Raw genomic sequence first — 12,719 nt, 5'->3', positions numbered from 1 at the left:
TCTCCCTAACAAGGAAAAAACAAAACATTAAAAAAGGAAAGTCCCTCTCTTCTCATAGAGTGGGACTTTCCTTCTGTTCCAAACTCGTGACAATTTTTTCAAATGCAGTGTTAAACTCATTCGGTTTCTTTGTAATTAATTGATGGGAAACTTTTTTTATGACAATGGTTTTTACATTTGGGACATATTTCTTATATAAGCGGATATGCTTATTTGTAAAATCACGTGATCCATAAAATAAATAGAGTGGTACCTTCAGTTGATGAAGCCTTCTTACACATGAAAATTTTAAGGAATCTCGATAAAAATGAAACCAAGTGGTTCTGTTCGTCTTAATCATATGGTCGTAAATCATTTTTCGAATGGGTTTGTCATGGGTATGAGCAGTAGCAATTCCTTTTGCCAATAGATGAGGGTGCTCTTTTGCCATATACATTCCAACAATATGCTCATATTTCAAAATATAAGAATCTACCTGTGGAAACCCACCGCATAAAATAATCGCTAAGGTTCTATCTGGATATGTTAGGGCGAATTCTTGAACGATATTGCCTCCTGATGAATAGCCAAAAAGGACGACTTTTTGAATGTTTAGATGTTCGAGAAGCGCATGAACTTCTTGAACATAATCGGTTATTGAGAAAACACCCTTATCTGTCTTGGAGTCTCCGTGTCCGCCCAAATCTGGTAAGATTAGGTGAAATTTCTCCCCTAACGGCTGTTGATAATGGAACACTTTTCTCCCCATTGCAGGCGGATGGATCATTATCACGGGTGTCCCCATACCATATTCATCGTAATAGATTTTCCCATATTCTAACTGGCAAAAAGGCATCTTCGGCACTCCTTTTGAAGAATTTCCTATACATAGAATTATCATGCCACATTGGATTAAATCCATGCTAAAAGCCAGACTGGGATAAAGCTATACGAATACATACAGGTGAAAAAAGTTTATAATGATACTAACACTTCCTAAGTTAGGTTCGCATCTATTCTTGGAAGTCTGTTCATCCTTTTACCATTAATAATAAGTGAGGTACGTTCATTGTCTAAATTGTCCCAAAGAAAATTGAGCGCGAAGTATGTAAGTGAGTTTGAATCGATTTTTAAATGTCCAATATGCCAATCTTCCATGCAGGTTGTTCAATTTGAAAGTTTGATGTGTACCAACCGCCATACATATGATTTTACAAAACAAGGGTATCTAAACTTACTTACTCACCCTATCAAAACCAAATACGGAAAAGAACTTTTTGAAGCGAGGAGAACATTGATTGCAGAAGGTGGATTTTTTGAACCTTTATGTGAAGCCTTGGCAAACATGATTAAAGAAAACAAAGGAACACACCAAGGAACACTTTCCATCCTTGATACAGGATGTGGGGAAGGCTCACATCTAGCAGCAATATGTGATCTCGTTCGTTCCAATAATGAAACAGCCGTTATGGGTGTAGGAGTTGACCTTGCAAAGGAAGGCGTTTTAGTTGCTAGCAAAAATTATAAAAATAATATTTGGTGTGTTGCAGACCTAGCCAACGCCCCTTTTGAAAATCAGCAGTTTGACGTAATTTTAAATATCTTATCTCCATCCAACTATTCTGAATTTAACCGATTATTGAAAGATGATGGGTTCGTTTTGAAAGTCGTGCCGCAAAGTGGGTACTTAATTCAATTAAGAGAGGCCTTCTATGATGCCCCTGATAAACAGTCCTACTCAAATGTTGACACAGTAGAACATTTTAACAAGCATTTTACCTTAATGAATCAAACTAGAATTCAGTATACGATGAACCTCAGCCACCCTTTTATTGATGCGTTGATACAGATGACTCCTTTAACCTGGGGCATTTCTGAAGAAAAGGCTATAGCATTTTTGGAGAAAGATTCGCTAGAAATTACTGTTGATTTAGATATCTTAATTGGGAGAAAAACAACGATTTAAGGTGAATTCCTATAATGGAGGAAAACGCTTGTACATAAAAGATGTGAGCTTGGGAATTCCCCAAGCTCTGTTTTTAGTTGGTTTCAATTCGGGGTTTACCAGGGTCACAATTCGGTCCCTGTTTTCCAGTTGCTTCTGCCACTTTCGTAAGATAATAACATTCTTCTCTGTACATATGGTCGGCCATTAATGGGGCAATTGCTCCTAAGACCTTTTCACTCAATTCCATTTCTTCCAACTCCTCGAGAAATCCCATAAAAAGCTGCATCTCAAGTGAAACCTCACTATTCATCCTCTCTAAAGCAGGAAAAGAGGAAAGGTTGGTTCGTAAATACCCTGCCATTTCAACCGCCTTTAGGTAAAAGTCCTCAAAATGCTTCGTATACGTATCACTTTTTTCTTTTAATTGTTTCTCTGTCCGGTCAAGATTGTCTGAGATAGTCCCCGCATGACCCGCTGCATCCAGTAACCAAACTAGATGATGATGCAGTTCATGAAAAATTGGTGGCGTTTGGGATTGCTTTAAATACTCCAATACCTGAAGATATTCCTCCACCTCATTCACCATATGGTTAATGAAACTAGGTGTAAATTGAATTGTTACTTTTCCGAGTAACATTTTTTCAATCAAGTCCAATTTAAAGGCACGAATCTTTTTAGCTTCTTCATCTGCTTTTTTGCTCAATTGAACTAGATCCGCTGCCTCTACACTCTGAAGTAACCGGTCAAACGTATAGATGAAGTATGTTGCAGTGTCAATTTCTTTCTTTTCACTAGGAGCAAGCGCATCACGGATGAATCGGCCATGATCACCTAATACCTGAAGCCAAAAACGGTGTTCAAATTTAGCGGCACTTTGAAAATCCTTTGACATTTCACGTCTCCTCCTTTTATCCTCATAAAAGAATATGGAGTGCGACATGAATTATGTCTGTCCCTAACGAGAAAACGCATTGGAGATAATTGGATAAACTAACAAAGTCCCCTCACTACAAAATAGGTCCCAATTTGCATTGGAACCCATTTATCTAGCAGATCTTATTCTATTTTTCTACTGGTTTCTTTAAGATTCCAAGCATGATGGCTGTAACAATTGCTCCTGCCACAATCGCAAGGAGATACATTAACCAATTCCCTTCGACTAATGGGACAACAAACAATCCGCCATGTGGAGCTCTCAAACTGATATCAAACATCATGGTTAACCCGCCTGCTACAGCTGCACCAGCCACAGAAGAAGGAATAACACGAAGTGGGTCTGCTGCTGCATATGGAATCGCCCCTTCAGTAATAAAGGATAAACCCATAATATAGTTCGCTTTCCCTGCATCTAGTTCTTGTTTGTTAAATTTATTTTTGAATATCGTAGTCGCAATTGCAATTCCAAGTGGCGGAACCATTCCTCCTGCCATAATTGCTGCCATTGGTTCGTATACACCATTTGCTAATAAACCTGTTCCAAACACATACGCAGCTTTATTTACAGGACCACCCATGTCTACTGCCATCATTAACCCTAAAACTGCTCCAAGTAAAACAGCATTTCCGGTACCAAGGCCAGATAACCAATTTGAAATTCCTTGATTTAAAGCGCCCACAGGCTCATTCACTAAGAAAATCATTAAAAATCCCGTTAACGCAATCCCAAAGAGTGGGTAAAGAAGGATGGTTTTAATTCCTTCTAATGACGTTGGAAGAACAGATAATACCTTCTTCAATCCAATTACAAGATAACCAGCAAGGAAACCAGCTACTAAACCGCCTAAGAAGCCTGCTCCTCCTGTTGCTGCGAGTAACCCGCCGACCATACCAGGAGCAAATCCAGGTCGGTCTGCAATACTCATTGCAATAAAGCCGGCAAGTACGGGTACTAGTAAACCAAATGCACCTGCACCGCCACCAATATCCATCAATGCCTTTGCAATTGGATGGTAGCTTGGATCATTAGGGTCTGCAGCATTATAGCCAAATAAGAAAGACATCGCAATTAAGATTCCACCACCAACGACAAATGGCAGCATGTTGGAAACACCATTCATCAAGTGTTTATAGATGGTTGAACCAATAGACTTCTTCTCTTCCTTCTTATCGGGTTCTACTGAGCCAGAAGCATCTGCTTTATAAATCGGAGCATCTTGTTTTAAAGCTCGTTCAATCAATTCCTGAGGTTTGCGGATTCCATTCGCAACCGCTGTTTCAATGACCGGTTTCCCTGCGAATCGGGCCATATCTACTTTTGTATCAGCAGCAACAATGACGCCGACAGCATTTTTTATGTCTTCTTCCGTCAATACATTCTTTGCTCCGCTCGAACCTCTAGTTTCTACTTTAATATCAACTCCAAGTTCTGCAGCCTTCGCCTTCAAGGCATCTGCCGCCATATACGTATGGGCAATTCCCGTAGGACAAGCTGTTACCGCAACCACATAGTTCTTACTAGCAGAAACATCTGTTTCTTCCTCGTCTTCTTCATCATAGCTATTAATAACATCAATCACTTCATTCTCGGATGCCGCTGCCATTAATTTCCCACGAACTTCTTCTCTCATCAATATCCCTGACAAACGTGATAAGGCTTCAAGATGCGTATTATTGGCTCCTTCTGGTGCTGCAATCATAAAGAATAAGTGCGCTGGTTGACCATCAAGAGACTGATAGTCTACCCCGTCTTTTGATTTGCCGAAGACAATAGCTGCTTCCTTCACGGATTTGGTTTTAGCGTGTGGAATCGCAATACCATCGCCAACACCTGTTGTACTTTGATCTTCTCTTTTCAAAATTGCTGCCTTAAAATCCTCACGGCTATCAATCTTCTTTGCCTTTACCAAGACATCCACTAGATTATCAATTGCTTCTTCTTTGTCTTTCCCGTTCATTGAAAGAAGAATCGTGTCTTTTGTTAATAATTGTGTAATTCTCATCTTCTTTTCCTCCTATAGAGCCTCAGTAAGTTGAACTTGTGGCAACAATTCATCGATTTTTTCTGGTGTACCTAGACCAATTGAAAAGGCTGTTGCACTGCCAGAGGCAACACTATAACGAAACGCTTCCTTTAAATCTCCACTATTAATACTTTTCGCCAAAAACGCTGCAACCATCGAATCTCCAGCACCAACAGAGCTTTTCAACTCTCCTTTTGGAACAGTTGCCGTTAAAGCTACCTTCTCGTTCACGAAGACTGCACCTTTATCAGCAAGTGAAACAATGACATTTTTCGCTCCAAGTTCCACAAGTTTCTTTCCATAATGCAATGCTTCTTCACAAGATGCTATTTCTTTGCCGAAGAACTGTCCCAGTTCATGGTGATTTGGTTTAATTAAAAATGGTCGGAAGTGAAGGACCCTCTTCAAAATACTTCCCTCCGCATCAACGACAAAAGCAGTTCCGGTTTCATGACAAACCTGTACCAACTCTTCATAAATAGTACCAGGTAACTTTGAAGGAATACTCCCTGCCAACACTAAAACATCCTCACTGGTTAATTGTCTGATTTGATGTTTTAATCGGTTCAGATTTTCCTCTGTTATTGTTGGCCCTTGTCCATTAATTTCTGTTTCATCGGTGGACTTTAACTTTATATTAATTCTTGTGTCTTCCTCTACCTCCACAAATGCCGTTTCAATTCCTTCTTTATTTAAATAATCCTTCACATAGGTCCCAGTAAATCCTCCAAGAAACCCTGTCGCAATACTGTTAACTCCCATGGAAGATAGTAATCGAGAAACATTAATCCCCTTACCACCTGGAAATTTTGCTTCTGACTTGGTTCTGTTTAGTTTCCCTAAGATCACATCCTCAACATTGACAATATAATCAACGGAAGGGTTAAGCGTAAGTGTATAAATCATGATGTCACAACCTTTATGCTAGTTTTACTCTCGAAATTATTCAGAGTTTCATCCTCGATGTCGTCAGTAATAATCATCGACTCATTGATATTTCCAATCTTTGCAAACGACACCTCCGAAAACTTGGAACGATCAGCTAGGACAAAAGACTCTCTCGCCATTTTCATTGCCTTTTGTTTTATTAATGCTTCCTCCTGATCTGGTGTCGTATAGCCAAATTCAGGATGAATCCCATTTACACCTAAGAAGCATTTATCAAAATAATATTGTTCTAGGCTTTCTAATGCACCTCTACCTATGAGCGCCTTTGTTTTGGGTTTCGCATAGCCACCAATCATGTATGTGAGGATCCCCTTTTCTAACAGTGAATTCACATGCATGATTCCATTCGTTACAACCACAATATCTTTATTCGGTAAAAAAGGAATCATCTCAAAGGTCGTCGACCCGGCATCAAGATAAATCGAGTCCCCCTCCTCTATTAAACTTGAAGCAAATTTAGCAATGCGCTGTTTTTGTTGGAGGTTTTTGCTCGATTTTTCTATCATACTCGGTTCTTGTAGCTTCCCTTGCAGTTTCGCCGCACCGCCATGAACACGTTTAAGGAATTTTCCCTGCTCGAGCTGCGTTAAATCACGACGTATAGTTGATTCCGAAGTTCCTGTAAGTTCGACTAATTCCTGTATTTTCACCACGGATTTCTCCTTCACCCTTTGAAGTATTATCCGTTGGCGTTCAGGTGTTAGCATACAAACAACACCCTTTCTTACATTTATAGGTCTATTATATTGATAACGGATTCATTTTTCAATCATTATACTCCAAAAACTTTCAATTTCAATCAAAATATAATCAATTTGCGACCGCTTTTGATTACTTAGATTATTTTTCCACAAAACAAAAAAATCTACCTCATAAACATGAGGTAGAAGTCATTCTTACGCTTTATTAAATTCATCTGGATCAGCAAACATACGCTGATTTTGGTTCAATGCATTGATTTTATCCATGTCCTCTGAAGTTAATTCAAAATCAAAAACATCTGCATTTTCCGCTATACGATGAGGTTTTGTTGACTTTGGAATCGTTACCACACCAGTTTGTAAATCCCAACGAATAATGACTTGGGCTGTTGATTTCTTATATTTGTTAGCGATCTCAACGAGAGTTGGTTCATCTAGAAGTCCACCTTGCATTAGTGGGGACCATGCTTCAAGCTGGATTTCGTGCTTTTTACAAAATTCATGGAGTTCGCTTTGATTGAAACGTGGATGGTATTCTACTTGATTGACCATCGGTTTAATTTCACAATTCTCTAATACATCTTCAAGATGGTGAATCTTAAAGTTACTTACGCCTATCGCACGAACACGCCCATCTTTATAGAGCTTCTCTAAAGCTTTCCATGTTTCAACATATTTTCCATGAGAAGGAAGTGGCCAGTGAATAAGGTAAAGGTCTAAATAGTCTAATCCTAACTTCTCCATACTTTCATCAAATGCAGCCAATGTCGCTTCGTAACCTTGATTTGAATTCCATAGTTTCGTTGTAATAAATAGCTCTTCACGAGGAACGTTGGATTCTGCAATTGCTTTTCCCACGCCAACTTCATTTCCGTAAATGGCTGCCGTATCAATGCTTTTGTAGCCTGCTTCTAGTGCGGCCTTAACCGAAGAGACTACTTCATCGCCATCTTCTACTTTGAAAACTCCTAATCCTAGCCATGGCATTTCAACCCCATTATGTAAGGTAGTCGTACTTTTTAGATTATTCAACATTTATCTCTCTCCTCCTCATAATTCAATAACCATTAAAGCTTCACATAATTTCTCCATTTATGTACTGGTTTCCAATTTAATAGTTTCTTCGCCTTTTCGTTGTTTAGCAAAGGAGCAAAACCAGCTAAATCTTTACGGAAATCCTTAACATCAGGAAAGCAGATTTCCATTAACTGTTTGCTTTCCATATCCATGCTTGTCTCATCCGCACCGATATTTAGAGCAACGGAACCAAGTCCATCTGTCTCAATCGCTAACCGATAAGCAGTTGCAGCGTCCCTTGTATCGATATAGCTCCAAAGAATTGGTTTACGTTCCTCCGGATTATGGATGAATCGAGGGAAATTCTGATACATTTCAGGCGATATGACATTCCCCAATCTAAAGGATACAACCTGCATGCCTGTCCTTTGGTGAATCATGTCTGCTGTTTTCTCATTTACAATCTTCGACAACCCATAGCTTTCCTCAGGCATCTGTGGATGTTCTTCATCAATTGGAACATATTGCGGACCTAAGTTTTGCTTTGAAAAACAAATTCCGTAGGAGGACTCACTAGATGAAATGACCGCTTTTTTAATCCCTAGGTTACTTGCCGCTTCTAAAATATTATAAGTGGACATAACATTATTTCGGAACGTCACTTCATTTGGATGAGAGTAAGCCACCGGAATCGCAGCAAGATGCACAACTGCATCAGCATCTGCCAATACTCCGTATACCTCTCCTAGATTTGTTAGATCGGTTATCACCGTTCTACATAGCGCTTCCTCTGGGTGTTTCAGATCTGCGTTAATAACTTGATAACCATGATTTAAAAACTCTTGGATGACAGCGGAACCAAGAAGACCGCTTCCCCCAGTTACAACAACCTTTTTCATTCTTTCCCTTCCCTCCCAAATCACCTACGTGATGATTATTACTAAATGTCATCTTCATACGAAAAGAAACCGATTTCAATTTCCGAGACAAGAGAAATACAAAAAAAGTATAAAACATCTCCTCCATAATCACAACTAATAAGCACTAACCGTTACACATGTGGAGAAGCATAGGAACATTTATTGCTTCCACACTTGCCGCTTCGACTTCACCAATTGAAACTCCGAGTGCTCTTATAATACCTTCACCATAAGCAGGGGCTACTTTTTACCAGTTGTTGATGTGCCTTAATGGGACTCTTCGTTGTTCCCTGCATATTACGTGCCGTTTTTTCAAATAAGCTTTGTTGCTCTTCATCGGTATCAAGGTAAATAGTTACCAGTTGGGTGGAATAATCGTCATTCTCTTCTCAGGTATTCCATTCATAAACATCGCCGTCGCTTTTTTAGCACGGGTTTCTTTTATTTTGGCTGTCCAGCCATTCGTCATAGCTATTTGGCTCATAGGCATTCGCCCTGCACAAACTCCTATCCACTTTCAGTGCACCACCTCGATAATAGGGGTGGAAATAAGAGATATATAAGAACGGTGGCATGTTTTCTGTCTTTTAGTATAATAAATGGGCTATACTGATAGTAACTAATAATGGAAAAGGATTCGGTTATGAAGATTCCAAAAAAATACAGATTTATTGGTGGTAGGATTGTTAAAACGGGCATTGCTGTCTTTGTTACAGCACTAATCTGTCACCTGTTAAATTGGCCTGCCATGTTTGCCGTTATTACAGCCATCGTGACAATTGAGCCTACAGCAGCAGATTCTATTAAGAAAGCCTTTGTACGCTTCCCGGCTTCTGCCATTGGAGCAGGTTTTTCCGTACTAGCAACCTTTGTATTTGGGGATAGTCCCATTTCCTATACATTCGTTGCTTTAGCGACAATCATTGTTTGTAATAAGCTAAAATTACATGACGGTATATTAGTTGCAACCCTAACGGGGATAGCGATGATTTCGACCGTTCATGATGATTACTTGTCTTCCTTTTTTATTAGACTTGGGACAACTAGTACAGGCTTAATTGTTTCTTCCCTAGTCAACCTTTTCGTTTTGCCACCGAAATACTCAGAGTCCATTGCCAGAGCAACTCATACTCTTTATATGAGAGCTGGAGATATTTTGAATATCATTGGAAATGAACTATGTCATATACAAGCTAGCGAAAAAGAAATCAGAAAAACATTCTATAACTTAATAAAAGAAATTGAGAAAACAGAAAGGCTTTGTTCCTTCCAAAAAGATGAATGGAGATATCATAAAGTCAAGAAAGTGGATGTTGGCCATTTTCACTATGAATATAAAAAATTAAATATCTTACGTCAAATCACCTATCATATAGGAAACTTAATTTATCTTCCAACTAACCATTTTACATTGGGAGAAACAAAAAACACGTTAATCTTAAAAACCATTCACTCACTTAGAGCCATTTATTACGATCCCAATTTTGCCATTCGAAATGAACATCAATCATTAATCTTAGAAATTACCGGATGGTTTACAGACCAAAAATCTTTTATTGAAACGAATAGTATGAACAAAGGACAATCACACCATTTTTCACCAGAGATGGTTATTTTATATGAGTTGCTTTCTATTCATGAATTAACTGAGGAACTAAGCAAAATACATAAACTTCAAGAACAAAGAGAAAAACGGGGAGCCAGAATACGTGTCCCAGCAAGATTGCGGTCTAATCATAAACAAGCTTAGTTTCTTCTATATATATATAAAATAAAACCAGTTATTGAGCTGGTTTTATTTTTTAAGATTATACGTCTTCTGAGAGGCAGGTCCATTTTGTTCGGTCCACTTCGTGCATTAGTACATCTTCCTTTTCTCGTGCAAACAAATACAACTGATGCATGGGCCTGGTCATTGCCACGTAAAGGAGTTTGATATCAATTTCCTCTGAACGATAGATTTCACCCAAGGACACAATTAATACAGCATCAAACTCGAGCCCTTTCGAGAGATAGGACGGAACAATGACGAGGCACCCCTTTTTTATCGCTTCATTTTCTTGTAATAATTGAATCGGTCTTTCTATTCTTTTATGTAAAAGCTTATAAAGTTCCTTGCACTCCTTATCTGTCTTGCCAATGATTGCAATCGATTGGTACCCGTCATTTTCAATCGTTTTTAAAGTGTCTTGAATTCTTTCCTGCAACTCATTTCTACTGTCATAAAGATAAACCAAGGGTTTATTTCCGCGGCGGACGACTGGCTCAACTTTTGGGAGGTTTTCATTCATTAGACCTAGCACATCGTTCGCTACCTCCATAATATCAATAGTTGTCCGATAGCTCTTCTGCAATGTCATAAAATTGGCACGCGGAAAAATTACCTTTCTTAAAGTCTCCCAGTTTCTTAACCCACGATAGGAGTGAATTCCTTGGGCCAAATCTCCAACAATTGTGAACATATCTGTTTCTAATCCAACTTTAAGTGCATAGAGTTGAAAATTGCTATAATCCTGAGCCTCATCAATGACAATATTCTTGGCTTTTAAATCCTTCTCGATCCCAAAGATTTTGTGCTGCATATAAAATAAGCCTGCAAGGTCTTCAATTTCAACTTGATTCTTCTGTAAAATCTTTTGATTATATGATAAAAAGAATTCAACTTGCTCCTTATTCAATAGTTCTTTAGCATAAATTTCAAATTTTGCTTCATTAAAAATCAGTTTCTTGTAATAATCGAGAAGAGTCTCTTTTGGCAATTTGTTCATATATTTTTTTACAGCACTTTTCGATTCGTTTTGAATCGTACTCAATCGCTCTTCTTTTGAATCCAACACATACACAACTCGTTCTTTTCTTTTTTGTTCATCTTTTATATGATAGAGTGCTTGATCAAGGGCGGCCTCGAACCTTTTTTCAAGTGAGTCAATGATTTGTTTTTTCTTCCGCCTTACATCAGTTTTCATAATTTCTTTTATTTTGTCTAAGCGTTTATAGTAAGGAAGATAGTGATAATCCTTTAAAAATAGTTTTCGGAGTTTTTTCCCACTCGTTAGCCTGTATCTTTCAAGCACAAAATCTTCAGTTGGCGAAAGTTCATCCCTAATATCTTTTAAATAACGGTCAAGAAGTGTTTTATATTTTAAAGAACCTTTGAATCTGGATAGCCACTTCACCATTTTTTCATTTTCTATATCTTGATTTAATATATGAATAAGCTTTTGTTCCGGCTTAACTACTTTAAGCTTTTTGCTAACACATAGCTTCATATAGTCAATATAGGTTGTTTGTCTAATTTTATCTACACCTAATTCCGGCAGTACTTCGGCAATATATCCAATAAACATATTATTCGGAGCAATAATTAACAACTGCTCTGGCTTAAATCTTGCCGCATGGTGATAGATAAAGTAAGATAAACGATGTAAAGCAATTGTTGTTTTCCCACTACCCGCTGCTCCTTGAACAATGATAGGACGGTTTAAATCGGCACGAATCACATTATTTTGCTCTGCTTGAATGGTTGAAACAATTTCAGTTAACCTGGTATCTGCTTTTCCAGATAGAGACTCTTGAAGGAGTTCATCTGTTGTGGTTAAATCGACGTCTTGATAGTCAATTAGTTTCCCCTCTTCAATTTTGTATTGTCTCTTCAAAGAAAGATACCCTTCAATACTTCCTTCATTCGACTCATATTCTACTTTTCCAAGTCGACCATCATAATAAATATTTGCCACTGGCGAACGCCAATCTACAATGATTGGTTCCTGGGTGTCACGTTCATATAATGAAGTTTTTCCAATATAAAAGATTTCTTCTGAGCTCTGTCCTTCACTTTTAAAATTGATTCGTGCAAAATAGGGTTTGTTTTTTAGCTTTCTCAATGCCTCGAGTTCAGTTGAAGCCATTTCAATAAACTTGCTGTTTGTGAGGATATTGATATAACTTAAACTACTATCAAGATGATCAAGGTCAACCATAGCTTGTTTCATATTCTCTTGAAAATCGCCCTGATTTTGTTCCGCTGCCTTGATTACCATTTCCATATATCCCCTTGTGTAAGCTAAGCGTCTTTTTTCATATTCAAATTCTTTAGACATGCATATCTCCCTTCTAATGTAAATTATAGAAATGCGATATAGAGTATGAGGATAAATATGAGGTTTATCGTGGTTCAGGAGGTCATTATTTAATATAGCATAGCACTTTTGTAGCGGCAATTTCCTTCCTCGATCACTACAAACCG

Annotated in this window: 11 protein-coding genes; 2 read left to right on the top strand and 9 right to left on the bottom strand. The window is 38.2% G+C overall.

Annotation, left to right across the window (positions count from 1 at the left end; translation table 11 throughout):
• Nucleotides 1–52 precede the first annotated feature (52 nt).
• Entirely contained in the window at nucleotides 53–835 is a 783-nt protein-coding gene (locus tag H0185_RS08025) for an alpha/beta fold hydrolase (RefSeq protein WP_221872859.1), read from the bottom strand.
• Nucleotides 836–1,048: 213 nt separating this feature from the next.
• On the opposite strand from H0185_RS08025, the gene H0185_RS08020 reads away from it, so the two are divergent.
• Nucleotides 1,049–1,945, top strand: coding sequence for a putative RNA methyltransferase (locus H0185_RS08020; protein ID WP_343223101.1), 897 nt, complete (start codon nucleotides 1,049–1,051; stop codon nucleotides 1,943–1,945).
• Between the two features lie 73 nt (nucleotides 1,946–2,018).
• Here H0185_RS08020 and H0185_RS08015 read toward each other — a convergent pair whose 3' ends face one another.
• The 7 genes from H0185_RS08015 to H0185_RS24250 form a co-directional block, all read right to left on the bottom strand.
• Complete coding sequence (locus H0185_RS08015) at nucleotides 2,019–2,819, bottom strand: DUF2935 domain-containing protein (protein WP_221872857.1); 801 nt, start codon at nucleotides 2,817–2,819, stop codon at nucleotides 2,019–2,021.
• Between the two features lie 169 nt (nucleotides 2,820–2,988).
• Entirely contained in the window at nucleotides 2,989–4,866 is a 1,878-nt protein-coding gene (locus H0185_RS08010; protein WP_221872855.1) for a PTS fructose transporter subunit IIABC, read from the bottom strand.
• A gap of 12 nt (nucleotides 4,867–4,878) precedes the next feature.
• Nucleotides 4,879–5,793: a 1-phosphofructokinase gene (pfkB, locus tag H0185_RS08005; protein ID WP_221872853.1), complete on the bottom strand. Its 915-nt coding sequence runs from the start codon at nucleotides 5,791–5,793 to the stop codon at nucleotides 4,879–4,881.
• Nucleotides 5,790–6,542: a DeoR/GlpR family DNA-binding transcription regulator gene (locus tag H0185_RS08000; RefSeq protein WP_221872851.1), complete on the bottom strand. Its 753-nt coding sequence runs from the start codon at nucleotides 6,540–6,542 to the stop codon at nucleotides 5,790–5,792. The genes pfkB and H0185_RS08000 overlap by 4 nt, the downstream gene beginning before the upstream one ends.
• A 189-nt stretch (nucleotides 6,543–6,731) precedes the next feature.
• Nucleotides 6,732–7,571: an aldo/keto reductase gene (locus tag H0185_RS07995; protein ID WP_221872848.1), complete on the bottom strand. Its 840-nt coding sequence runs from the start codon at nucleotides 7,569–7,571 to the stop codon at nucleotides 6,732–6,734.
• Nucleotides 7,572–7,603: 32 nt separating this feature from the next.
• Nucleotides 7,604–8,452, bottom strand: a complete 849-nt coding sequence (locus H0185_RS07990; protein WP_221872847.1) for an NAD-dependent epimerase/dehydratase family protein — start codon at nucleotides 8,450–8,452, stop codon at nucleotides 7,604–7,606.
• A 376-nt stretch (nucleotides 8,453–8,828) separates the two neighbouring features.
• Nucleotides 8,829–8,957 carry a hypothetical protein gene (locus H0185_RS24250; protein ID WP_281427590.1) on the bottom strand — a complete coding sequence of 43 codons (129 nt, stop codon included), beginning with the start codon at nucleotides 8,955–8,957 and terminating at the stop codon, nucleotides 8,829–8,831.
• Nucleotides 8,958–9,116: 159 nt separating this feature from the next.
• On the opposite strand from H0185_RS24250, the gene H0185_RS07985 reads away from it, so the two are divergent.
• Nucleotides 9,117–10,223 (top strand): aromatic acid exporter family protein, encoded by a 1,107-nt coding sequence (locus H0185_RS07985; RefSeq protein ID WP_221872845.1) that lies wholly within the window; start codon nucleotides 9,117–9,119, stop codon nucleotides 10,221–10,223.
• 58 nt (nucleotides 10,224–10,281) lie between these two features.
• Here H0185_RS07985 and helD read toward each other — a convergent pair whose 3' ends face one another.
• The gene (helD, locus tag H0185_RS07980; protein WP_221872843.1) at nucleotides 10,282–12,573 is read right to left on the bottom strand and encodes an RNA polymerase recycling motor HelD; all 2,292 of its coding nucleotides are present in this window, start codon (nucleotides 12,571–12,573) and stop codon (nucleotides 10,282–10,284) included.
• Nucleotides 12,574–12,719 lie beyond the last annotated feature (146 nt).

The organism is Mesobacillus maritimus (genome assembly GCF_019749255.1).
GTDB lineage: Bacteria > Bacillota > Bacilli > Bacillales > Cytobacillaceae > Mesobacillus_B > Mesobacillus_B maritimus_A.
The sequence above is the reverse complement of the archived record's forward strand: the minus strand, read 5'-3'. Positions and strand labels throughout refer to the sequence as shown.

Coding starts and splice junctions, on each gene's coding strand:
- H0185_RS07990 (WP_221872847.1), bottom strand. CDS start 8,452: ATGAAAAAGGTTGTTGTAACTGGGGGAAGCGGTCTTCTTGGTTCCGCT.
- H0185_RS07995 (WP_221872848.1), bottom strand. CDS start 7,571: ATGTTGAATAATCTAAAAAGTACGACTACCTTACATAATGGGGTTGAA.
- pfkB (WP_221872853.1), bottom strand. CDS start 5,793: ATGATTTATACACTTACGCTTAACCCTTCCGTTGATTATATTGTCAAT.
- helD (WP_221872843.1), bottom strand. CDS start 12,573: ATGTCTAAAGAATTTGAATATGAAAAAAGACGCTTAGCTTACACAAGG.
- H0185_RS08010 (WP_221872855.1), bottom strand. CDS start 4,866: ATGAGAATTACACAATTATTAACAAAAGACACGATTCTTCTTTCAATG.
- H0185_RS07985 (WP_221872845.1), top strand. CDS start 9,117: ATGAAGATTCCAAAAAAATACAGATTTATTGGTGGTAGGATTGTTAAA.
- H0185_RS08015 (WP_221872857.1), bottom strand. CDS start 2,819: ATGTCAAAGGATTTTCAAAGTGCCGCTAAATTTGAACACCGTTTTTGG.
- H0185_RS08025 (WP_221872859.1), bottom strand. CDS start 835: ATGCCTTTTTGCCAGTTAGAATATGGGAAAATCTATTACGATGAATAT.
- H0185_RS24250 (WP_281427590.1), bottom strand. CDS start 8,957: ATGAGCCAAATAGCTATGACGAATGGCTGGACAGCCAAAATAAAAGAA.
- H0185_RS08000 (WP_221872851.1), bottom strand. CDS start 6,542: ATGCTAACACCTGAACGCCAACGGATAATACTTCAAAGGGTGAAGGAG.